At 69.1% G+C, this 20,573-nt stretch carries 18 protein-coding genes; 11 read left to right on the forward strand and 7 right to left on the reverse strand.

From position 1 onward, the window contains the following. Positions 1-14: 14 nt before the first annotated feature. Positions 15-935, reverse strand: a complete 921-nt coding sequence (locus tag ACWFR4_RS32835; RefSeq protein WP_453655764.1) for a GNAT family N-acetyltransferase — start codon at positions 933-935, stop codon at positions 15-17. A gap of 132 nt (positions 936-1,067) precedes the next feature. Between ACWFR4_RS32835 and ACWFR4_RS32840 the strand changes: the two genes are divergently transcribed. Together ACWFR4_RS32840 and ACWFR4_RS32845 are read left to right on the forward strand one after the other, a co-directional pair. After that, entirely contained in the window at positions 1,068-2,153 is a 1,086-nt protein-coding gene (locus ACWFR4_RS32840; protein ID WP_453469225.1) for a serine hydrolase domain-containing protein, read from the forward strand. Between the two features lie 205 nt (positions 2,154-2,358). After that, the gene (locus ACWFR4_RS32845; RefSeq protein WP_453469223.1) at positions 2,359-3,207 is read left to right on the forward strand and encodes a MurR/RpiR family transcriptional regulator; all 849 of its coding nucleotides are present in this window, start codon (positions 2,359-2,361) and stop codon (positions 3,205-3,207) included. Between the two features lie 56 nt (positions 3,208-3,263). Here ACWFR4_RS32845 and murQ read toward each other — a convergent pair whose 3' ends face one another. Beyond that, positions 3,264-4,172 (reverse strand): N-acetylmuramic acid 6-phosphate etherase, encoded by a 909-nt coding sequence (gene murQ / locus ACWFR4_RS32850; protein ID WP_453655765.1) that lies wholly within the window; start codon positions 4,170-4,172, stop codon positions 3,264-3,266. A gap of 283 nt (positions 4,173-4,455) precedes the next feature. Here murQ and ACWFR4_RS32855 point away from each other — a divergent pair, with 283 nt between their 5' ends. From ACWFR4_RS32855 to ACWFR4_RS32875, 5 genes are all read left to right on the forward strand, one after another. Further along, positions 4,456-6,282, forward strand: coding sequence for an ABC transporter substrate-binding protein (locus ACWFR4_RS32855; protein WP_453655766.1), 1,827 nt, complete (start codon positions 4,456-4,458; stop codon positions 6,280-6,282). Between the two features lie 97 nt (positions 6,283-6,379). Then, the gene (locus tag ACWFR4_RS32860; RefSeq protein ID WP_266680681.1) at positions 6,380-7,378 is read left to right on the forward strand and encodes an ABC transporter permease; all 999 of its coding nucleotides are present in this window, start codon (positions 6,380-6,382) and stop codon (positions 7,376-7,378) included. A 4-nt stretch (positions 7,379-7,382) separates the two neighbouring features. Continuing rightward, positions 7,383-8,291, forward strand: coding sequence for an ABC transporter permease (locus ACWFR4_RS32865; protein ID WP_453468889.1), 909 nt, complete (start codon positions 7,383-7,385; stop codon positions 8,289-8,291). Further along, complete coding sequence (locus ACWFR4_RS32870) at positions 8,291-9,328, forward strand: ABC transporter ATP-binding protein (protein WP_453468890.1); 1,038 nt, start codon at positions 8,291-8,293, stop codon at positions 9,326-9,328. Before ACWFR4_RS32865 ends, ACWFR4_RS32870 begins: the two co-directional genes overlap by 1 nt. Next, positions 9,325-10,341, forward strand: a complete 1,017-nt coding sequence (locus ACWFR4_RS32875; protein WP_453655767.1) for an ABC transporter ATP-binding protein — start codon at positions 9,325-9,327, stop codon at positions 10,339-10,341. The genes ACWFR4_RS32870 and ACWFR4_RS32875 overlap by 4 nt, the downstream gene beginning before the upstream one ends. A gap of 85 nt (positions 10,342-10,426) precedes the next feature. Here ACWFR4_RS32875 and ACWFR4_RS32880 read toward each other — a convergent pair whose 3' ends face one another. The 5 genes from ACWFR4_RS32880 to vdcB form a co-directional block, all read right to left on the reverse strand. Further along, positions 10,427-11,560, reverse strand: coding sequence for a C40 family peptidase (locus ACWFR4_RS32880; RefSeq protein ID WP_453655768.1), 1,134 nt, complete (start codon positions 11,558-11,560; stop codon positions 10,427-10,429). Positions 11,561-11,591: 31 nt separating this feature from the next. Next, a complete protein-coding gene (locus ACWFR4_RS32885; RefSeq protein WP_453655769.1) occupies positions 11,592-13,349 on the reverse strand; it encodes a glycoside hydrolase domain-containing protein in 1,758 nt (585 codons plus the stop codon). 311 nt (positions 13,350-13,660) lie between these two features. Next, positions 13,661-13,900, reverse strand: a complete 240-nt coding sequence (gene vdcD / locus ACWFR4_RS32890; protein WP_264484662.1) for a non-oxidative vanillic acid decarboxylases subunit D — start codon at positions 13,898-13,900, stop codon at positions 13,661-13,663. Positions 13,901-13,933: 33 nt separating this feature from the next. Then, positions 13,934-15,361 carry a non-oxidative vanillic acid decarboxylases subunit C gene (vdcC, locus tag ACWFR4_RS32895; protein ID WP_453655770.1) on the reverse strand — a complete coding sequence of 476 codons (1,428 nt, stop codon included), beginning with the start codon at positions 15,359-15,361 and terminating at the stop codon, positions 13,934-13,936. A gap of 28 nt (positions 15,362-15,389) precedes the next feature. Beyond that, a complete protein-coding gene (vdcB, locus tag ACWFR4_RS32900) occupies positions 15,390-15,992 on the reverse strand; it encodes a non-oxidative vanillic acid decarboxylases subunit B (protein ID WP_453469713.1) in 603 nt (200 codons plus the stop codon). 84 nt (positions 15,993-16,076) lie between these two features. Here vdcB and ACWFR4_RS32905 point away from each other — a divergent pair, with 84 nt between their 5' ends. The 4 genes from ACWFR4_RS32905 to ACWFR4_RS32920 all read left to right on the forward strand — a co-directional run bounded on the left by ACWFR4_RS32905 (position 16,077) and on the right by ACWFR4_RS32920 (position 20,573). Beyond that, entirely contained in the window at positions 16,077-16,961 is an 885-nt protein-coding gene (locus ACWFR4_RS32905; protein WP_453655771.1) for a helix-turn-helix domain-containing protein, read from the forward strand. A gap of 250 nt (positions 16,962-17,211) precedes the next feature. Then, on the forward strand, positions 17,212-18,231 hold the full coding sequence (locus ACWFR4_RS32910) for a LacI family DNA-binding transcriptional regulator (RefSeq protein WP_453655772.1): 1,020 nt from the start codon (positions 17,212-17,214) through the stop codon (positions 18,229-18,231). A 108-nt stretch (positions 18,232-18,339) separates the two neighbouring features. After that, entirely contained in the window at positions 18,340-19,632 is a 1,293-nt protein-coding gene (locus ACWFR4_RS32915) for an extracellular solute-binding protein (protein WP_453655773.1), read from the forward strand. Then, a complete protein-coding gene (locus tag ACWFR4_RS32920) occupies positions 19,629-20,573 on the forward strand; it encodes a carbohydrate ABC transporter permease (RefSeq protein ID WP_453655774.1) in 945 nt (314 codons plus the stop codon). The genes ACWFR4_RS32915 and ACWFR4_RS32920 overlap by 4 nt, the downstream gene beginning before the upstream one ends.

The raw sequence follows: 20,573 nt of genomic DNA on the forward strand, positions 1-20,573 counted from the left end.
TGTGGTCGTGGGGCTCAGATGTCTTTGGAGTACGTCCAGAAGACCCGGCCGAGCCGCGCTTCCACACCGCGTGCGTAGAAGTGGACGGGTGCGGTCCAGCCGATCTCGGCCTCGTCGAGCCCGGCCGCGAGCTGGTCGGCGAGACAGCGCCGCAGCAGTACGGTTCCGACACCCATGCCGCGCAGGGCGGACTCGGTGCCCATCGGGCCGAACCAGGAGCGGCGGTTGACGCCGTGACAGGCGAACCCCACGTATTCGACTCCGTCGGCACCCTCGCGGACGGCGACATGGCCGCGCGGCGGATCATAGGCGAGGGCGCGTGCGGCCTCGCCGTCCCACGTGCCGCCCCACCGGGTCATCCACGCGAGGAACGGCTTCTCGTCCTGCGCGGTCAGGCGGCGGACCTGCACTCCGGCGGCGGCCAGACGCGCTTCGTCGGCTGTCGTGTCCAGCGGCGCGGTGCGCAGGTCGACGCTCATGTTGAGGCCGTCGCGCCCACGGGTGTAGCCGCTGGACTCGGCGAGGCAGACGGCTCGCGTGTAGCGGATGTCGATACCGGGCCAGGCGTAGTACGGCGGTCTGCCTCGCATCATCAACCGGGTGGCACCGGCACCGGTGATGAGTTCCTCGGCGCGGGCGAGCAGGGTCCGTCCGATGCCCCGGCTCTGCGCCTGGGGGTGCACGGCGATCAGGTCGATGTGGCCGGTGGCGGGGGCGTCTGCCTTTGCCGGTCCCAGCGCGCCGACGAGGAGGCCCACGGGTTGCCCGTCGGTCTCGGCCACGAGCCGGAACTGGGGGCGGGACGCCGCCTGCGTCCACAGAAGGTCGAGCACATCAGCGGCGTCCTGATCGTGCACGAGCGCTGCCTGGACGAGCGTGCGCAGCGCCGGAAGGTCGCTCTCGCTTGCGGTCCTGATGGAGTGAGGGGTCGTCATCGCTATTCACCTCGGGGGTCGGTGGAGACACCGCACGTAAATCAATAACGTTTGAGTTCGTTGTTGCGGCGAAAAATTACCAGCGAGATGATCGGCCTGTCAGCCCCCCGTACCCAACCGGAAGGCAGGACCATGATGCCCGCAGCTGAAGGCGTCGCAGATATCACCGATCCGTCGGACCTCGTACGCCGTGCGGTGGAGGACGGTACGGTGCCCGGCGCCGTCCTGATCACGGGGCGGGGGACCGCGGGTGAGGTGCGCACCTCTTCCTACGGCGTCACCGCGTCAGGACCTTCGGGCCGTTCGGTCACCGCCGCCACCGTCTTCGACCTGGCCTCGCTGACCAAGGTGGTGGCCACCCTGCCGGCCGTGTTGCGGCTCGCCGATCGCGGAGACCTGGGCCTTGACGACCCGGTCCGCCGTCACCTTCCACGCTTCCACGGGAGGGGCAAGGGACAGGTGACGATTCGTCATCTGCTGTCGCACACCTCGGGGTTGCCCCCGCACCGGGACTACTGGCAGCTTCCCGGCGACCCTGCCGACCGGTTGAGCGCCGTGCTGCGTGAGCCCCTCGAGCACCCGCCGGGCACGGTCGTGCAGTATTCCGACGTGGGGTTCATCCTGCTCGGTGAGATCGTCGCGCGAGTCGCCGATGCCCCGCTCGACAGCGCCGTACGGGACCTGGTACTCGACCCGCTCGGCCTGGGAACCGTCCGCTACCTGCCGCCCGCCGAGTGGCGTGCGCACACCGCCGCGACCGAAGCCGCGTCCGGCGGCGAGCCCAAGTGGGGCGTCGTCCACGACGAGAACGCCGAGAGTCTGGGAGGTGTCGCCGGACACGCGGGCCTGTTCGGCACCGCACCCGACCTCGCGCACTACCTGAGAGCCTGCTGGCTCTCCGAGGAATCGGTGCTCTCCCGCCGGATACGCACCGAGGCTCTGAACCTGCAGACCCGCGGCCTGAACGGCGCCCGGGGACTGGGCTGGACGCTGCCCGGTGACCACTGGGACCACATGTCCCCGCACTGGCCCTCGTCCGGCGCCGGGCACACCGGCTTCACCGGGACCAGCCTGGCACTCGACCCGGTCAGCGGCATCTGGGTGGTGCTGCTGACCAACGCCGTGCACTACGGGCGCGGCGCGCGGGCGAAGACATTGCGTCGCGCCGTCCACGCGGCCGTCGCCCGGACCGAGTCGGCCCTTTCCCACGGCAGTTGACCACCTTGCCGCCCCCGTCGCACCGACCGTGCACGCCACGGACGAACCCGACTCCGACAGACGAATCCCTCGGCCCACTCCCCGTTCCCCACCGAAACCGTAGGATTCCCACATGGCTGCTTCACGTCACCGGAACCACGTACGAGGCGACAACCTTCGTCGTGCCCCCAGCGCGGAACGCACCGCACCAACACAGTCCGTGTTGGTGCAGATCCGTGCACTCCTGCCCTCATTGCCGCCGTCGGAGCAGCGTGTCGCCGAGGCGGCGATCGCCGATCCGGTGGGAGTGGCCGGGCGGACCATCAGCGAACTCGCCGCGGAATGCCGGACATCCGAGACGACCGTGATCCGGTTCTGCCGGGCCGTGGGCCTCAAGGGGTACCCGGATCTGCGGATCGCGCTGGCCACGGCCGCGGGGAGCAAGGACGGCGCTCGGGTCTGGTCGAGTGCCGGCAGCGAGATCGAGCCCGACGACTCCTTGGCCAACGTGGTGGGCAAGTTGGGGTTCGCCGACGCCCGCGCGGTGGAGGAGACCATCGCCCAGATCGACCTGGACGTCCTGGAGCGGGCCATCGACGCTGTCGTCAGCGCAAGCGCCCTGGACCTGTACGGGGTCGGTGCGAGCGCGCTGATCGCGCTGGACCTCCAGCAGAAGCTGCACCGCATCGGGCACCGCGCGACCGCGTGGCCGGACCGGGACGGCGCCGTCACGTCGGCGGCCCTGCTCGGCCGGGGCGATCTGGCGATCGGCATCTCGCACACCGGCGAATCCGCCGACACCGTGACGGCCATGCGGGAGGCCTCGGACAACGGGGCCACCACCATCGCCATCACCAACTTCCCGCGCTCCGAGATCGCCCAGGTCGCCGATCACGTCCTCGTCACCGCGGCGCGCGAGACCACCTTCAGGACCGGCGCGATGTCCAGCCGGATCGCCGCGCTGACGCTGGTGGACTGCCTGTTCGTCGGCGTGGCCCAGCACAACAGCAGCCGCACGACGCGCGCGTTGGAGCGCACGTACAGCGCGGTGCACCGGCGGCGCTCGAAGGGGTGAACGGGACATTCCCGCCGGTCCGGCCCGGCGGGAATGTCCGGTGCGACGCGCGGCCCTCAGTCCAGGAGACGCAGCGCCGCACGGACGCGTCCGCCGCTGTCCGCCAAGGCCGCTCGCGCCTGCTGCGGTGAACACGCGGCGAGCAGGCCGACCAGAGCGGTCTTCAGTTCCCCGCCCGATGCGGCGAGGGCGGCGGCGCACGTCTCCTCGTCCAGTCCGGTGGCCTCCACGAGGATGGTGATGAGGCGACCGCGCAGCTTGCCGTTGGTGGCGGTCACATCGACCATCAGGTTCGAGTAGGTCCGGCCCAGCGCGACCATCACCATCGTGGACAGGCTGTTGAGGACCAGCTTGTGTGCGGTGGCCGCCTTCAGCCGGGTGGAGCCCGCGATGGCCTCGGGTCCGGTGTCCACGCCCAGGTGAACGTCCACCTCATCGGCGAGTTCCGCCGCGGGGTTGGCACTGACCAGGGCGGTGAAGGCACCGGCCTCCCGGGCGGCGCGCAGGGCCCCGCCGACGTAGGGGGTGCGGCCGCTGGCGGCCACGCCGATCGCGACGTCCCCGGGGCCCACCTGCGCCGCATCGCTCGCGCCGGCGTCCGGGCTGTCCTCCACGCCCTCGACGGGCTCGACCAACGCGCGGGGCCCGCCCGCGTGATGGGCCACAACGATGCCGGGCAGCATGCCGAACGTGGGGATCAGCTCGGCCGCGTCCATCACGGCGAGCCGGCCCGACGTCCCCGCGCCGAAATAGTGCAAGCGGCCGCCTGCCCGGATCCGCCGTGCCGTCTCGTCGACCAGCCGCGCCAGGTCGGGCAGCACGGCGGCAACAGCAAGGGCCGGGATCCGGTCCTCGGCGTTGAGCAGGCGCAACGCCTCCAGAGTGGGGATGTCGTCGATCTCACGGGTGCGGGGATTCCGGGTCTCTGTAGGAGCGTTGACACGTTCGGCACGCGGCGGGCGCATCGTGGAGTCCTCTCGGTCAGCGAGCGGGGGATCAGCGCGGCGCAACTTTGCCACAAGGGTTGCCGGTTGTACGTAACTTTTTCACGTAGGTGTCTCCCGCATCGCCCGTAAGCCCCGGCCATCGCTCCGTACGGCCCGTCAGTACGGCGCCGTAGGCGGGAAGTTACGAACAGGATTCGGCCAACGCAAATTATTGACATGCCCACAGGGTCGCTCCTACGGTCTGCTCACCTTCAGGGCCTTCCTTCCGCCTTGTTCTGTCATCCGATCGGAGACCACGCGTATGGTCCGGTTCAAGCACTTCGTCGCAGCCTCCGCCGCACTGGCGACGCTCGGATCGCTCGCCGCTTGCGCACCGGACTCCGGTGCCAAGAACGGCGCCAGGGGCGGTGTCTTCACCACGGTCGACGCCAACAACCCCATCACGCCCGGCGCGCCGATGAACCCGTACAACGCCAACGGCAACAGCTTCGTCAGCTTCAACACGATGCGCCTCGGCTGGGACAAGAAGAACCCGCTCAACCCCAACGACAACTTCCCCGGCCTGGCCAAGAGCTGGGAGATGAAGGGCGACTCCCTGATCGTCCACCTCCAGGACGGCGCCAAGTGGTCCGACGGCACGCCGGTGACCCTCGACGACCTCAAGCTGTCGATGGCACTCGGCTACACCCAGAGCGCCGCCGCGGTCGGAGCCCGCGGTCTCACCGAGGGTCTCAACGTGTCCTCGGTGGAGCCGGCCGGCGCCGGCGCCTTCGCGTTCAAGCAGGCTCCCGGCACCAAGAACCTGACCTTCACCAAGCAGGTCCTCGGCCAGGTCATCGTCAACGCCAAGGTCTACGGCCACCTGGTCCCCGCCGACATGTGGGACATCATCCACGCGAGCCAGCAGGTCGATCCGGCCAAGGCGAAGGACGTAAAGGCCGCGGCCGCCAAACTGACCGGGGTCGGCAAGCAGGTCTCGGCCTTCGCCCCCCAGAAGGACATCTCGGCGGGCCCGTTCGTGGTGCGCAAGCTCAACCCCGGCTCGGTCATCCTCGACAAGAACAAGAACTTCTACGCCGCCAAGAAGGTGGGCCCCAGCCAGGTCGTCGTACGCCACTACTCGGGCAACGAACAGATCTGGGGCTTCATGAAGAACGGCGAGCTGGACGCTGCGCCGTTCACCGCCATCCCCGAGAACGTGCTCAAGCAGATCGAGAGCAAGGGCTACCGGCGCACCGAGAGCGTCAGCTACGTGCAGGCGTCGCTCGCCTTCAACCAGAGCCGCGCCCCCTATGACAAGAAGGAGGTGCGCCAGGGACTCGCGTACCTCCTCGACCGCGCGGCGGCCACCAAGGTGGGCCAGCCGGTGGGCGGAGAGACCGCCGCAGCGCCGACCGGCATGGTCGGCCAGATGACCCAGGCCTGGCTGACCAAGGACCAGTCCTCCGCCCTGGAACCCTACGCTCACGATACGGCCAAGGCCGAAGCGCTGTTCAGGAAGGCCGGCCTGACCAAGAAGGGCGGCAAGTGGTATCTGGCCAACGGCAAGCAGTGGACGATGACGCTGCAGACCGTCAACGGCTTCAGCGACTGGATCTCCGCCTCCACCGTCATCGCCAACCAGCTCTCCTCGGCCGGCATCGACACCAAGCCGCAGCTGTCCGCCGACTTCGGCAAGTACCAGGAGGACATGGCCGCGGAGAAGTTCGACGTGGGGTGGTGGCTCACCGCCGTCGGTTCCACCGCGCGCGGCGACTTCCAGCGCCTGTACGGCGAGTCCGACGGGTTCACCGCCAACGGTGACAAGGCCTCCCACACCGACAAGAAGGGCTCGGGCAACTGGATGCACGGCCCGGTCAACGTCACCGTGGGCGGCAAGCGCGTCAACCCCGGGAACCTCACCGCCCAGCTGGCCGGCCTGGACAACGAGTCGGCCAAGCCGATCATCAACCAGCTCGCCCAGGTCACCGCGCAGGAGGTTCCGGTCATCCCGATCTGGGACTACACCAACGTGAAGTTCTACAACGAGAAGAACTTCACGAACTTCCCCAAGAACGGGCAGGACGACCTGCTGGGCAACTTCCCCGGCATGTGGATGGCGCAGGGCTACATCCAGCCCAAGAAGTAGGCGATCCCAGCCGATCGGACAGGGCGGCAGCCGCACAGCCGCCGCCCTGTCCGCCTGTGCATCCCACCCACCGCATCACACACCCGGAAAGGAGGTGATGAACGTGAAGGGACTCGTCCGCGCCGTTCTGACCAAGCTGGCCGGCGGCGCGGTGATGGTCTGGGTCGTGGCCTCGTTCACGTTCTTCCTCGTCCACGCGCTGCCGGGCAGCCCGGGCAAGGTGGCCTACGAGAGCTACCTCAGCCAGGGCATGTCCCCCGACGAGGCCATGGCCAAGGTCGCCGTGATCTACGGCTACACCTCGCAGGACCCGCTGGCCACCCAGTACGTGAACTACGTGTCCGACCTGCTGCACGGCAACCTCGGCCTCTCGATATCCTACAGCGGCGTGCCGGTCTCCCAAGTGATCGGCAACGCCCTGCCGTGGACGCTGATCCCCATCCTCAGCGGCCTGTTGATCAGCTTCGCCATCGGCACCACCGCCGGCGTCGTGGCGGCGGTCAAACGCTCCTCCCGCTGGGGCGGCGCACTCAGCCTGTCCGCCTCGCTGATCGCCGGCATCCCGTCCTTCGTCCTCGCGATCCTGCTCACCACCGTCTTCCACACCCAGCTGGGCTGGCTGCCGTACGGCGAGACCAACGACCCCTGGGTGGAGTCCGGCTGGAGCGCCGCGTACATCGGCTCCGTCGCCTACTACGCGATCCTGCCCGTCGCCACCTACGTACTCATCTCCTACGGCGGCTGGATGCTCTCCATGCGCTCCTCGGTCGCCTCCGTCCTCGGCGACGACTTCATTCTCGCCTCCGAACTGCGCGGCATCACCCCTGGCACACGGCTGCGCTACATCGGCCGCAACGCCGTCCTGCCGCTGTTCACCACCCTGGCGATCGCCTGCGGCTATCTCTTCGGCGGCGCGATCCTGATCGAGAATGCCTTCAACTACCCGGGCCTGGGGCGGCTGTTGCTGCAGAGCATCGGCTCGCGCGACTACCCGCTGATGACCGGCGCGTTCCTCATCATCACCATCGCCGTCGTGCTCGCCAACATCATCGCGGACCTGCTCTACTCCGTGATCGACCCCCGAGTGAGGCGCTGAGACGATGACCACCGCACCCCTCACCGCCGAGCCGCGCCCCGCCGTCGTTACGCCGCGCCGTCGCTACTGGGCCGGCATCCGGCGGGTGCTCACGCGTAAACCAGGCCGGGTCGCCGGTCTGGTCATCCTGGTGTTCTTCACGCTGATGGGCATCTTCGGCCCGATGCTCTACTCCGACAATCTCGCCGTCGACCCGAACGCGGTCTACGCGCCGCCCAGCGCCGAGCACTGGCTGGGTACCGACTTCGCCGGCTCCGACGTTTTCCAGGCCCTGGTCGTCGGCTCCCGTTATGTCCTCCTGACCTGCGCCATCGCCGGAGTGTTCGCCGTCGGCATCGGCACCGCCGTCGGCCTGCTGGCCGGCTTCCACCGCGGGCTGGCCGACTCGCTGCTGATGCGTGCCACCGACTTCATCCTCACCATCCCCGGCCTCCCGGTACTGGTCGTGCTCTCCACCGTGTGGGCCTTCGGCAGCCCGCTGGAGATGGGCCTGGTACTCGGCATCGTCGGCTGGGGCGGCATCGCCCGCGCCGTGCGCTCCCAGACGCTCAGCCTGCGCGAGCGCGGCTTCCTCGAAGCCGCCCGGAGCCTGGGCCTGCCCAACCGTCACATCCTCGTCAAGGAACTGCTGCCCAACCTCGCCCCGTACGTGGCGATGAACCTGCTGCTGGCCATCGTCAGCTTCGTCGAGGCACAGGTCGGCCTGTTCTTCCTGGGCATCGTGCCGTTCACGTCCACCAACTGGGGAGTGATGATCAACCAGGCGGTGTTCTCCGGCGGCGCGCTGCAGAGCCCGGAGGCGCTGATGTACCTCCTCGCCCCGCTGGTCTGCATCCTGCTGCTGATCACCGGCATCGTGCTGTTCCTCGATGCGATCGACGAGCTGTTCAACCCGCGTTTGAGGGAGCGCTGATGACGCACAACACCCCCACGGCGACCGCCGAGGCAGAGGTCCGGGTGCGCGACCTGACCGTTCACTACCGCATCGAGGGCACCGAGTACCCGGCCATCGCGGGCGTCACGCTCGACCTGCCCCGCGGCCGGATCACCGGCCTGGTCGGCGAGTCCGGCTCCGGCAAGTCCACTCTCGCCCTCGCCCTGATGAACGCCATCTCCGAGCCTGGCCGTGTGAGCGGCGGCACCGTCCACGTCGACGGCGTGGGCGAGGTCACCGCTCTCTCCGCCAAGCAGCTTCGCTCCGTACGCGGCTCGGCACTCGGCTACGTGTTCCAGGCGTCCCAGAACTCCATGAACCCGCTGCGCACCATCGGCCGGCAGATCCTGGACCTCGGCCGCTCCCACGACGTCAAGGACCTCCCCGGCCTCCTCCACCGCGCCCGCGAACTGGCCGAGCGCATGGGCCTGGACGGCAAGCGCGTCCTCGACTCCTACCAGCACGAACTCTCCGGCGGTATGCGTCAGCGCCTGGGTATCGTCTTCGCGCTCGTCCTCAACGCGAAGGTCCTCATCCTCGACGAACCGACCACGGCCCTGGACGTGCTCTCCCAGGCTGCCGTCCTGAAGATCATCCGCGAGGTGCACGAGGAGAACCACCTCAGCACCCTGATCGTCACCCATGACATGGGCGTCGTGTCGGAGATCGCGGACGACCTCGCCGTGATGTACGGCGGCCGCATCGTCGAGCATGGCCCGGCACTGGAACTGCTGCGTGCCCCCTCCCACCCGTACACGAAAGCCCTCATCCGTGCCACGGCCCGGATCACCGGCGACCTCGCGAGCGCCCGGGCGCTGCCCGGCCGGCCGCCGGACCTGACGACCATCCCGAAGACGGGCTGTGTGTTCCGCGAGCGCTGCGCGTTCGCCACGGACGTGTGCACCGGCTCGGAACCGCAGCTGGAAGAGTTCCGGTCCGGCCACCGTCGGGCATGTCATGCCGACGTGACCCTCGTCCGCTCATCCCCCGCCGCCCCGAAGGGAGACGCGTCGTGATCGAGGCACGCGGTCTCAGTCGCACCTACCGCACCCGCGGCGCCTTCACCGGAGAGCGCACCGTCCACGCTCTGCGCGCAGTGGACTTCACCCTGCCCAAGGGCGGAGCCGTCTCCTTCATCGGCGAGTCGGGCTGCGGCAAGACCACGCTCGGCAAGATCCTCACCGGGATCGAGACATTCGACGGCGGTGAACTCCTCATCGACGGAACGGAGGTGTCGAAACTCCCGCCGCGCAAACGAGCCCCGTACTTCCGCCGTATCCAGATGATCCACCAGGATCCGTACTCCGCCCTCAATCCCACGCGCACCATCGACCAGATCCTCGGCGACCCTCTGCGGATGCGCGCGAGAGTGACCGGTGCCGCGTCCTCGGGGGTCCGCGGGCGGGCCGCGGAGCTGCTGGAACTGGTCGGCCTGGAACCCGACGGCGTCCTGCCCAAGTACCCCCACCAGCTGTCCGGAGGCCAGCGCCAGCGCGTCGTCATCGCCCGCGCGCTGACCGTGGACCCGGAAGTGCTCATCGCCGACGAAGCCGTTTCGATGATCGATGTGTCGTTGCGGCTCGGCATCCTCGCCCTGCTGCACGATCTGCGCACCCGGCTGGGGATCTCCCTGGTCTTCATCACCCACGCCGTGGCCACCGCGCGCTACATCGGCGCAGGGGGCGAACTGCACGTCATCTACCGGGGGCAGGTGATCGAACGGGGACCGACCGACGACATCATCCAGGCACCCGTGCACCCCTACACCCAGTGTCTGCTGTCCGCCGTCCCCATCATGCGCGGACGGGAGGAGCCCGGCCCCGACCGGCTGGAGCCGCTCGCCCCACTGGACGAGAAGACACAGGTGGACGGCTGCCTCTTCGCCCCTCGCTGCCCCTTCGCCGACGAGCGGTGCACCGCCGCCCGGCCAGCACTCGAACAGCTCGGGAACACAGGGCAGCACCACGCCTGCTTCCACCCCACACCACGACGCGTGGTCGGTGTGGAGATCCAGCCGGCGGGCGTCTGACGACCTCTCGGTTGTGCGGGCGCCAAATGCGGCTGCCGGAGCCCTTGTTGGGGCTCCGGCAGCCGTTCGGTTCACCCGCCTGCGATCAGCCCGCCTGGTGCGGCGCCGGACCGGCCAGCGAGTCGGCGAGGGCCGCCGAGGTGACACCGGTGACGTGGTAGTAGCCGAGCAGGTCGCTGTGCGAGGCAATGGTGTCCTGCCGCACGTAGGTTCCGGTGTGCGAAGCGTTGAGCATCAACCCGCTGCCGATGTAGACCCCGACGTGATGCACCGTCGACGCTGAACCACCGAAGTACACCAGGTCGCCCGGGATCGCGCCGGCCGCGCTGACCTGTGCCAGTTTCGGGTTGACCACTTGGTCCCGTGTGGTCTGGCCGATGTCGCCGGCTCCCGCGCGCCAGTACAGCCACCGCGTGAAGCCCGAGCAGTCCAGGCCCACTTCCTTGTCCGCCGGGCACGGCTGGATCGAGCCGCCGTAGTCGTCGCAGATGCCGATCGACGGGCCGAACGAGAAGGCGCCGTCCTCATGGCCACCTCCCCAGACGTACTGGATGTTCTGCCCGGTGGCCTGCTGCGCGTAGTTGACGACCGCGGCATAGCGTCCCGAGCCCAGGTCGGCCGGCTGCAGCGGCGCCGGATCGCCGTACAGCTCGGCCTTGGTCGGCGGATCGACCAGCCCGGTGGCCGCCAGGCCGTGCGAGGTCTGGTAGTTGCGCACCGCGGTGACGGTGGCGGAGCCCAGATCATGGTCCACGGTCAGGCCGGCCCCGTTGGTGTTGAGCTTGTTCTGCAGCTCGGTGACGCAGCCGTCGTTCTCGTCCGTCTCCAGCTGCACGGGGCAGCGCAGTGACCGCAGGTCGATCGGCACGGCCGGGTCCTCGTAGTACAGCGCGGACTTGGTGGCAGGCCCGACCAGGCCGTCCGCGGTGAGCCCTTGAGAGGTCTGGTACGCCTTGACCGCCGTGGTGGTGGCCGACCCGAAGTCGCCGTCGACCGTCAGCGAGGCGCCATGCGCGTTCAGCAGAGTCTGCAGTTCCGTCACACAGCCGCTCGCCTGCCCCTGCTGAACGGTGTTGGGGCAGTCGGACGAGACCAGAATGATGCGCGCGGGCGCGGTCGCGGCCGCCGCGGGCACGAGCGTGCCCAGCGCGAGCAGTCCCGCCGCCAGGCCAACCCCCAGGCCGCGGGCGGCGCCGCGACGTCTGTAGTGCTCAGGCATGGTTCTCCCTTGGTTCGTCGTGGACCGGGGGTTACTTGCCGGCTTGCAGGGCTGACCAGGTCGCGTTCCCGACGATTCCGTCGGAGGTGAGACCTTGGGCGGTCTGGTAGGCCTTGACGGCCGAGGTGGTCGCGGGACCGAAGTCGCCGTCGATGGTGAGGCTCTGTCCGCGGGCCGCGATCAGCGCCCGCTGCAGCCGCTTGACGTCGGCACCGCTGGAGCCGGACTGAAGAGTCGGCTTGGTGCCGGCCGACAGCAGCGCGGTCCAGGTGTGGGAGTCCACCGTGCCGGTGACCGGGAGGGACACGGCACCCTGGAACGACTGCACCGCGGTCGTGGTACCCGAGCCGAACGCGCCGTCCACCGTGCCGCTGTAGCGTCCCTGACGCTGCAGCAGGCACTGTGCCGCGCTGACCAGGGCGCCGGAGGAGCCTGCCGAGATCGACGTGTACTGCGCGAAGTCGAGGTTCGCGGAGCAGGATCCGGTGAACGGCCCCGTGTCCACGTCCAGGTAGTCCCGGTCGATGTTGATGGTCACGCCGCCCCAGGTCTCGTCGGTGTCCCCGGAGAGCTGGTGGATGCGCTGGTGGTCGGCCCAGTACGCGTCGGGCACATAGGGTGTGGCGTCGGTGTCGGCGGCGCCGTTCCAGCGAGCGAACCAGATGTGGTCGGGCATCGTGTACCTACCGGCCGTGTACTCCCCGGCCAGGTCGGCCATCCCGGATGCGGCGGACGAGTAGACACCGGACAGATAGCCGCCCGCGTGCAGTTCCTCGGTCCACGCGCTGAGGAACGTCATCACCGCGTCGCTGCATGCGGTGTTGGTCTGGTCGTAGGCCTCCATGTCGTTGTACAGCACACTGCCCCCGGGCAGCCCCAGCGCCGCGGCGGCGGCCATGGACTCCTGTGCCTCGCTGCGTCCCTGACTGGCGGCGGTGGACAGGGTGTACGACACCTTGTGGCTGAAGTTGTTGCAGGGCGCCTGGAGACCCACGTGGATGGGGATGATGTGCCAGCCCGCCGACGTCTGCGTCTGGACCCACGACGCCGTCAGGTTCGGCTGGTCGCACGCCGCGCTGATGCCGCTGATGTACACCCCGACGGCCCGGAAGGGTGAGGCGGACCATGCGGACATCTGCGAGGAGGAGGGTGCGGCGCACGGGTCGAAGCCCAGCCCTGTGTATGTACCCGGCTGCGCCGCCACAGCTGCCGCGGCCGAGGTTGTCTCCTGGCCGGATTCGGCTGTGCCCGGCGTTGCGGCCGTCGCCTTCGCGTCTCCGTCCAGACGGGCACTGTCCAGAATGCCCTGCACGGTGGTCTCGTGAGCGCCTACGGAGGCGGTCACGAGTACTCCTGCGGCGGGTACCGCCTCACGTATGCGCCCGGGGGACTCTCTCTTCGTCTCGTCGGCAGCAACCGTCGCGGAGCCCTTGGGAACCATGCGCGTCGAACTGTCCATCTTCTGACGGCTCTTGGCGTCGAGGGGTTCGATGACCAACGCTTCGGTGCGGCCGACGATGCCGGACGGGCAGGTGGCCTGACCGGCATCGGAGGGATGACCGACATAGACCGCGTGCCGGTCGAAGCGCACGCAGGTGTCGGGGTTCGCGGTCAGGTCGACGACCGGCCAACTGCCGGGCACGCGTACGTGATAACCGCGAAACGAGACGTCTTTGGCGGCGGCGGGCGACGCGGCGGCGGCCACGGCAGAGGTGCCCAGCGCCGCCAGCACGGCCAGAACGGTGGTTGCGCTGCGCAGTCGCGCACGCGAGGAACGGAGCGGTGTCATGGCACTCCAGATTCAGTCTCTGGGTTGGACAGGACTGTGCGCCTTCGGCCCGGTCAGCGGATGGGGCCCAACACCGTTGGTGTGCCTGCCGTGACGGGGCAGGCGAAAGGTAGCGCGTCAATGAGTTCCGTTGCACTACCTACTACCGAACATTTTCCACGTGTGCCGCGCGAGACGGAGCGCGAGCAAGAGGTCAACTACGCGTATATGAGGGAAAGTTGGGAACCCTCCGCCCTCACTCCCATGGCGGGAGCTCGACGCCGGGCCCGTTCAGGTTCCGGCGGACGTGTTCTCCGGACGTGCCAGGAACGTCACTTGAGCAGCGGCGGCACCGCGGGCACCTCGATGGCGTTCTCGATGTCCTGCGCCGTCAGCTTGAAGCTGTCCGGGTAGGCGTCACGCCGGGTGCGGCGGGCGGGTTCGATGGTGCGCCAGGTGTAGAGGCAGCGGCCGCACTGGACCACGTCCCACACACCCGGGACGGGGGACGTGGCAAGCAGGGAGATCTCCTCAAAGGCGCAGCGAGGGCATTCAACGGGCAGGTGGTTCACAGAAGTTGTCCTTTCGGCGAGGATCGGTGGGCGTCAGCCGCGGGCCGCGATGAGGCGCTGCAGGCGGGCGGCCCACTCGGCGGTCTCGGGCAGGTCCTTGGCCGGAGTGGAGAAGTTGCCGCGGATGTCCGGGGCGACCGGCGTCGTCGCATCGATGATCATCTTGCTGGTGATGCCGGCGGGCTGCGCGGCGGGCGCGAGTTCCAGGACCGACAGGTTGGGGATGACGACGACGTCGTCCTTCGGGTTGACCTTGGCGGACATCGCCCACATGACCTGCGGCAGATTGAACGGGTCGACGTCCTCGTCGACGAGGATCACCTGGGCCACGTAGCCGAGCCCGTGCGGCGTCGTCATGGCGCGCATACCGACGGCCTTGGCGAAGCCGCCGTACCGCTTGGCCGTGGAGATGATCACCATCAGGCCGTGCGTGTACATGGCGTTGACGGCCTGCACCTCGGGGAACTCGGCGCGCAGCTGCTTGAGCAGCGGCACACACGTGTTGGGTCCGACGAGATAGTCGCACTCGGTCCACGGCATGCCGAGGTAGAGCGACTCGAAGACCGGGTTCGTGCGGTACGAGACGCGGTCCACGCGGATGACGGGCATGCGGCGGCCGCCCGAGTAGTGACCGGTGAACTCGCCGAAGGGGCCCTCGATTTGGCGCTTGCGGGACTCGATGACGCCCTCGATGACGACCTCGCTCCCCCAGGGCACGTCGAAGCCGGTGAGCGGCGCCGTGGCGATCGGCGCGGGCGCGCCGCGCAGGGCGCCCGCCATCTCGTACTCGCTCTGGTCGTACGCCATCGGCATCCCGGCCACGATTGCCATCACGGGGTCATTGCCGAGAGTGATGGCGATGGGCAGGTCTTCGCCCTTCTCCTCTGCCTTGCGCAGATGCTGGGCCACGTCGTGCATGGGCACGGGCTGGAAGGCGAGCCGGTTGGTGCCGATGACCTGGATGCGGTACGTGCCGACGTTCTGCTTGCCGAAGTCGTCCGGGTCCTCCGGGTCGCGGGAGACGACGGCGGCCTTGTCGAGATAGAAGCCACCGTCTCCGTCGTTGAGGCGGAAGAGGGGAAGCACCGAGAACAGGTCGACGTCCTCACCCTCCTGGGTGTTCTCACGCCAGGGGGCGCCCTCGCGGCGCTCGGGGGCGACGGGGAAGGCGTCCCAGCGCCGCGCGAACTCCTCGACCTGCTCCTTGACCGGCGTGTTCTTCGGCAACCCGAGCGCGAGCGCGTGATTGGCCCAGGAGCCGTGCACGTTCAGCGCGATCCGGGCGTCGGTGAAGCCCTTGACGTTGTCGAAGTGGAGGGCGGGGGCGTTCTCGCCGATGCGGCCCGTCGCGTTGGCGGCGGCCGCGAGATCCGGCTCGGGCAGCACCTCGTCGGTGATGCGCAGCAGCTGCCCCTCCTTCTCCAAGGTGTCGAGGAAGCTGCGCAAGTCGTCATAGGCCATGGTGAATTCCTTTACGGGGCAGGGGACTTCAGGCTGCGTCGCCGAAGGATCGGGAAGCGGCGCGGGCGGCGCGCATCCCGGCCCAGCGCCGGGCGGCGGGCGCGGGCAGGTCGAACTGGTCGAGGATGCGGGCCACCACGTGGTCGACGATGTCGTCGACGGTTTGGGGGTTGTTGTAGAAGGCGGGCATGGGCGGCACCAGTTGCACGCCCATGCGGGCGAGTTCGAGCATGTTCTGGAGGTGGATCTCGCTCAGCGGCGTCTCGCGCGGGACGAGGACGAGCCTGCGTCGCTCCTTGAGAACCACGTCGGCGGCCCGGGCGACGAGCCCTTCGGCGTATCCGGTCCTGATCCCGGCGAGGGTCTTCATGGAGCACGGCACGATCACCATGCCGTCGGTGTGGAACGAACCGGAGGAGATGGTGGCGCCCTGGTCCTCGGGATGGTGCGTGACGTCCGCGAGGGCGGACACCTCGGCCACGGACAGACCCGTCTCCAGCTCGATGGTGGTGCGCGCCCAGCGGGACAGGACGAGATGTGTCTCCACGCCCGGCAGCTCGCGCAGATTCTCCAGCAGACGGACACCGAACGGGGCACCCGTCGCCCCGGTCATTCCCACGACCAACCGCATAGGACCACCTCAAACACGTCGCTGACCTGTGCTTTCACGCTACGGAGCGATCTGGACGTGGCAGCGGTACCCTCGGGACCATCGATGGGGAAAAACGGACACCCTGCAGGGCGCCCCGATGTCAGGGACCTGGAGTACACCCCGGCCGTGGGCGCACCGGCCGGAGTCGAGGTGATGGAACTCGCCGGCCTCCTCGAACGCTCGCGGCGCCATGGCAATGACCCGTACGCGCCCCTGCGCCCCGCCTTCCACCAGCTGATCGGCGCCCGCGAACGGCCACTGCGCATGTGGGTCGACTTCGTCGAGCACGAGCTGAGGCCCGGGTCGTGGCTGTGGATCCGGCCGGGTCAGGTGCAGCGGTTCGGCCCCGACCTGGTGGCGGCGGACGGGGTGATCGTGCTGTTCCAGCCCGGCTTCCTGCCGCCGGCGACCGTTTCGCTGGCCCACATGGATCCGCCGTACGAACAGCGCCCGTCGGTCCTCGAGGGCTCGGACGCGGAAGGCGTTCGCCGGGCACTCGACCATCTCGTGTACGAGTACGGGGCGATGGCCTCACTCCCGCTCCAGGCACACGCCGAGGTGCTGCGCGCGCTGCTGTCCGTCCTCGTGGTGCGGCTCGCGCAGGCGCGCGGCCCGGCGCCACGGCCGACCACTGCGTCGGAGACGTTCCGTCGCTTTCACGCGGCCGTCGAGCGGGACCACGCGGTGACCCGGCGCGTCGAGGACTACGCAGCGGCGCTCGGCTACAGCCCGCGCACGCTGACCCGGGCCACGCTCGCCGCGACGGGACGTACGGCCAAGCAGTACGTCGACGACCGGGTCCTTCTGGAGGCCAAGCGCATGTTGCAGCACAGCGGCCTGACAGCGAAGGAGGTCACCGTCCGCCTCGGGTTCACGGACGCGAGCGACTTCACGAAGTTCTTCCGGCTGCGGACGGGCCTGACGCCGGGCGCGTTCCGAGGAACGTAACCCGGCGACGGACGCGTACGCGAGGACACTCGCCGGGACGGCTCCCGCTCCAGAGGCAGCGCGCGAGCCCGGAGAACGACACAGATCACACCTGCCGACCCCTTGACCTCCGACGTTCAAACCGGTTTAGTCGGCGTCGTTCAGCGACTCAAACCGGTTTAAGGACTGGTTGCGGACCGTCGTTCCGTGTCGGCTGGACGGTTCGTCGCGCTCCGGCTCGTCCGAGGCCGCACCCAGGGAGTCCAGCACCATGGCACGCAAGCCCACCATCGCGGATGTCGCACAGCGTGCGGGCGTCTCGCGCGCCACCGTCTCCTTCGCGCTCAACGACCGGCCCGGCATCGCGGAGGAAACCAAGGCCCGGGTTCTCGCGGCCGCCGCCGACCTCGGCTGGACGCCGAGCCGCCAGGCACGCGGCCTCTCCCTGGGCAAGGCCGGAGCCTTCGGCCTGGTCCTGGCCCGCGAGGCGGAGCAGATCGGGGCGGACCCGTTCTTCCCGGCGTTCATCGCCGGCGTCGAAGCCGTCATCGGACAGCGTGGCGACGGACTCATGGTGCATGTGACCGCCCCCGAGCAGGAGCAGGGCGTGTACGAACGCCTTGCCGCACAGCGGCAGGTGGACGGCGTCCTCCTGACCGACCTGCGCCGCGACGACCCACGCCCCCCGCTCGTGCGCGAACTCGGTCTGCCCGCCGTCGTGGTGGGCCAGCCCCAGTGGGGCGGCGGCCTGACGGCGGTGAGCCTGGACGACGAACCCGCCTACGCCGACGCGATCCGCCGGCTCGCGGACCTCGGACACCGGCGCATCGCCCACGTCGAGGGCCCCCAGGAACTACGCCACGCCCACCGACGCCGGTCGGCCTGGGAACAGACCCTGCGCACGCTCGGTCTGCCCGAAGGGCCGGTGCTGCCCGGCGGGTTCAGCCCCGAGGGCGGCGCCCGGGCCACGCGGGAGCTGCTCACGCTCCCCGAGCCCCCGACCGCGATCGTCTACGGCAACGATCTCGCCGCGATGGCCGGGCTCTCGGTCGCCCAGGAGCTGGGCGTCCGCGTCCCCGATCAGCTGTCGGTGGTCGGGTACGACGACGCCCCCCTGACGCGATACAGCTACCCGCCGCTCGCCTCCGCCCGCGCGGACGCCCGCGGCTGGGGAGAGGCGGCGGCCCGCGCCCTGGACGCGGTGATCGCCCTCGGCACCGCGGCGCACATAGAGCTGCCGCCTGCCCAGTTCGTGCCCCGCGCGTCGATCGGGCCCGCGCCCCGCGGGTGACGCGGGGACCGCAACCCTGCACGCAGGGACCAAGCACCGGTCGCGCTGGCGCCGACCGGAAATTCCGCTCGGCGACGAGGCCGCGCGTGAACAGTTCGGAGATCAAGCATGCTGAGGAGAACGGCGTACGCGCTGCTCGTGCTCGCACTCGCGGGCACAGCGACAGCCTGTGGCCGGTCGGCTCCGGATCCGGCCACCGCCGCTGACGCGCGCGGTCCGATCACGGTCTGGCTTTCCAACAACGCGCAAGAGGTCCAGTGGGGCAAGGCCATGGTCGCCTCGTGGAACGAGCGCCATCCCGACCAGCACGTGACAGCGCAGCAGATCCCGGCCGGCAAGACGTCCGAGGAGGCCATCAGCGCTTCGATCATCGCGGGGACGACGGCCTGTCTCGCCTTCAACACCTCCCCCGCGGCGGTGCCGACGTTCCAGAAGCAGAACGGGCTCGTGTCCCTCAGTGACTTCCCGGACGGCGAGAAGTACATCACCGAGCGCGGTGGCGCCCTCACGGACCAGTACCGGTCGACGGACGGCAATTTCTACCAGCTGCCCTGGAAGAGCAACCCCGTCATGATCCTCTACAACAAGAAGCTCTTCGAAAAGGCCGGTCTGGACCCGGAGCACCCGAAGCTCGCGACGTACAAGGAGTTCCTCGACACGTCGCGCAAGCTCGTGCACAGCGGCGCCGCGAAGGCGGCGATCTGGCCCTCCCCCAGCAGCGACTTCTTCCAGCCCTGGTACGACTTCTACCCGGCCTTCGCCGCGCAGAGCGGCGGCAAGCAGCTGATCGAGGACGGCAAGCCGCAGTTCGACTCGTCCGCGGGCCGCCAGGTAGCGGCGTTCTGGCGCAAGCTCTACGCCGAGAAGCTGGCGCCGCAGGAGGCCTACCCGGGCGACTCCCTCAACGACGGCAAGGCCGCGATGGCCACGGTCGGTCCCTGGGCTCTCGCCGCGTACAAGAACAGCGTGGACATCGGTGTCGCGCCGGTGCCGACCGCGGACGGCGGCTCGGACAAGCACTCGTTCAGCGACGAGAAGTCAGCGGCGATGTTCAGCTCCTGCAAGAACCGGGCCACGGCCTGGGACGTGCTCAAGTTCGCGAGCTCCGCCGGCCAGGACGGGAAGTTCCTCGAGACGACCGGGCAGATGCCGATGCGCGAGCACCTGACCGAGAAGTACGCCGGCTACTTCAAGGCGCACCCGACGTACAAGGCCTTCGCCGACCAGGCGGAGCGCGTCGTCGAGGTGCCCAACGTGCCGGGCTCCATCGACATCTGGCAGACCTTCCGCGACGAGTGGACGAAGTCGGTCGTCTTCGGCCGGGAGTCCACGCCGGCGGGTCTGCGCAACGCCTCGTCCGAGATCACCGACCTGCTGAACGAGTACGGGGACCCGTCATGAGCGTGAATCTCCAGTCAGCGCCCGCCGCCGTCAGGGACAACGCTCCCGCCCGGCGGGAGGGCCCGCGCAAGGCCCGTGGCCTGTCCCGTGTGGGCGCGCTGTTCGTGTCGCCCTACGTGCTGTTCCTCGTGGTGGTCTTCGCCGTCCCGCTGGTCTACACGGTGTGGATCTCCTTCCACCGCTTCTACTTCACGGCTCCGGGCACCGACGTCGACTCGCCCTGGGTGGGCCTGTCGAACTACAAGGACGTCTTCACCGATCCCGTGGTCGGCCGGGCATTCCTCAACATCGTGATCTTCCTGGTCATCAACGTGCCGCTCACCGTGGGCGTCGCGCTGGTCCTGGCCACGGCACTGAACGCGAAGATACGGGGCCGCGCGTTCTTCCGCGCCGCTTTCTACCTCCCGTACGTGACCGCGAGCGTCGCACTGGTCGCGGTGTGGCAGTTCCTGTTCGGCTCGGACGGGTTCGTCAACCACCTGCTGGGCTCGCACGCTCCCGATCCGTCGTGGCTGGTGAACTCGCATCTCGCGATGCCGATGATCGCCGTCTTCGTGACCTGGAAGCAGCTCGGCTTCTTCGTGATGCTGTACCTGGCTTCGCTGCAGAACGTCGGCAAGGAGCTGTACGAGGCGTCCGCCATGGACGGCGCGGGCCGCGTGCGGCAGTTCTTCTCGGTGACCGTGCCCGGTGTGCGGCCGGCGACGACGCTCGTCGTGATCTACGCGATCATCACCGGCGCCAACCTGTTCAGCGAGCCCTATCTGCTGACCGGGGGCGGCGGTCCCGACCATGCCTCCACCTCGCCGGTGCTGCTGATGTACCAGAAGGGCATCGAGCAGGGGCACCCCGACTTCGCGGCCGCGCTCGGCGTCGTCCTCGTCGCGTTCGTCATGGTCGTCTCACTCGCCGCCCGCAAGCTCACCGAGAGGGGCAACTGA

It is taken from the genome of Streptomyces sp. NPDC055140 (genome assembly GCF_053607285.1).

Coding starts and splice junctions, on each gene's coding strand:
- vdcC (WP_453655770.1), bottom strand. CDS start 15,361: ATGGCCTATGACGACTTGCGCAGCTTCCTCGACACCTTGGAGAAGGAG.
- ACWFR4_RS32920 (WP_453655774.1), top strand. CDS start 19,629: ATGAGCGTGAATCTCCAGTCAGCGCCCGCCGCCGTCAGGGACAACGCT.
- ACWFR4_RS32910 (WP_453655772.1), top strand. CDS start 17,212: ATGGCACGCAAGCCCACCATCGCGGATGTCGCACAGCGTGCGGGCGTC.
- ACWFR4_RS32915 (WP_453655773.1), top strand. CDS start 18,340: ATGCTGAGGAGAACGGCGTACGCGCTGCTCGTGCTCGCACTCGCGGGC.
- ACWFR4_RS32855 (WP_453655766.1), top strand. CDS start 4,456: ATGGTCCGGTTCAAGCACTTCGTCGCAGCCTCCGCCGCACTGGCGACG.
- ACWFR4_RS32885 (WP_453655769.1), bottom strand. CDS start 13,349: ATGACACCGCTCCGTTCCTCGCGTGCGCGACTGCGCAGCGCAACCACC.
- vdcB (WP_453469713.1), bottom strand. CDS start 15,992: ATGCGGTTGGTCGTGGGAATGACCGGGGCGACGGGTGCCCCGTTCGGT.
- ACWFR4_RS32835 (WP_453655764.1), bottom strand. CDS start 935: ATGACGACCCCTCACTCCATCAGGACCGCAAGCGAGAGCGACCTTCCG.
- ACWFR4_RS32840 (WP_453469225.1), top strand. CDS start 1,068: ATGATGCCCGCAGCTGAAGGCGTCGCAGATATCACCGATCCGTCGGAC.
- ACWFR4_RS32860 (WP_266680681.1), top strand. CDS start 6,380: ATGAACGTGAAGGGACTCGTCCGCGCCGTTCTGACCAAGCTGGCCGGC.
- ACWFR4_RS32870 (WP_453468890.1), top strand. CDS start 8,291: ATGACGCACAACACCCCCACGGCGACCGCCGAGGCAGAGGTCCGGGTG.
- ACWFR4_RS32880 (WP_453655768.1), bottom strand. CDS start 11,560: ATGCCTGAGCACTACAGACGTCGCGGCGCCGCCCGCGGCCTGGGGGTT.
- ACWFR4_RS32865 (WP_453468889.1), top strand. CDS start 7,383: ATGACCACCGCACCCCTCACCGCCGAGCCGCGCCCCGCCGTCGTTACG.
- murQ (WP_453655765.1), bottom strand. CDS start 4,172: ATGCGCCCGCCGCGTGCCGAACGTGTCAACGCTCCTACAGAGACCCGG.
- ACWFR4_RS32905 (WP_453655771.1), top strand. CDS start 16,077: ATGGGGAAAAACGGACACCCTGCAGGGCGCCCCGATGTCAGGGACCTG.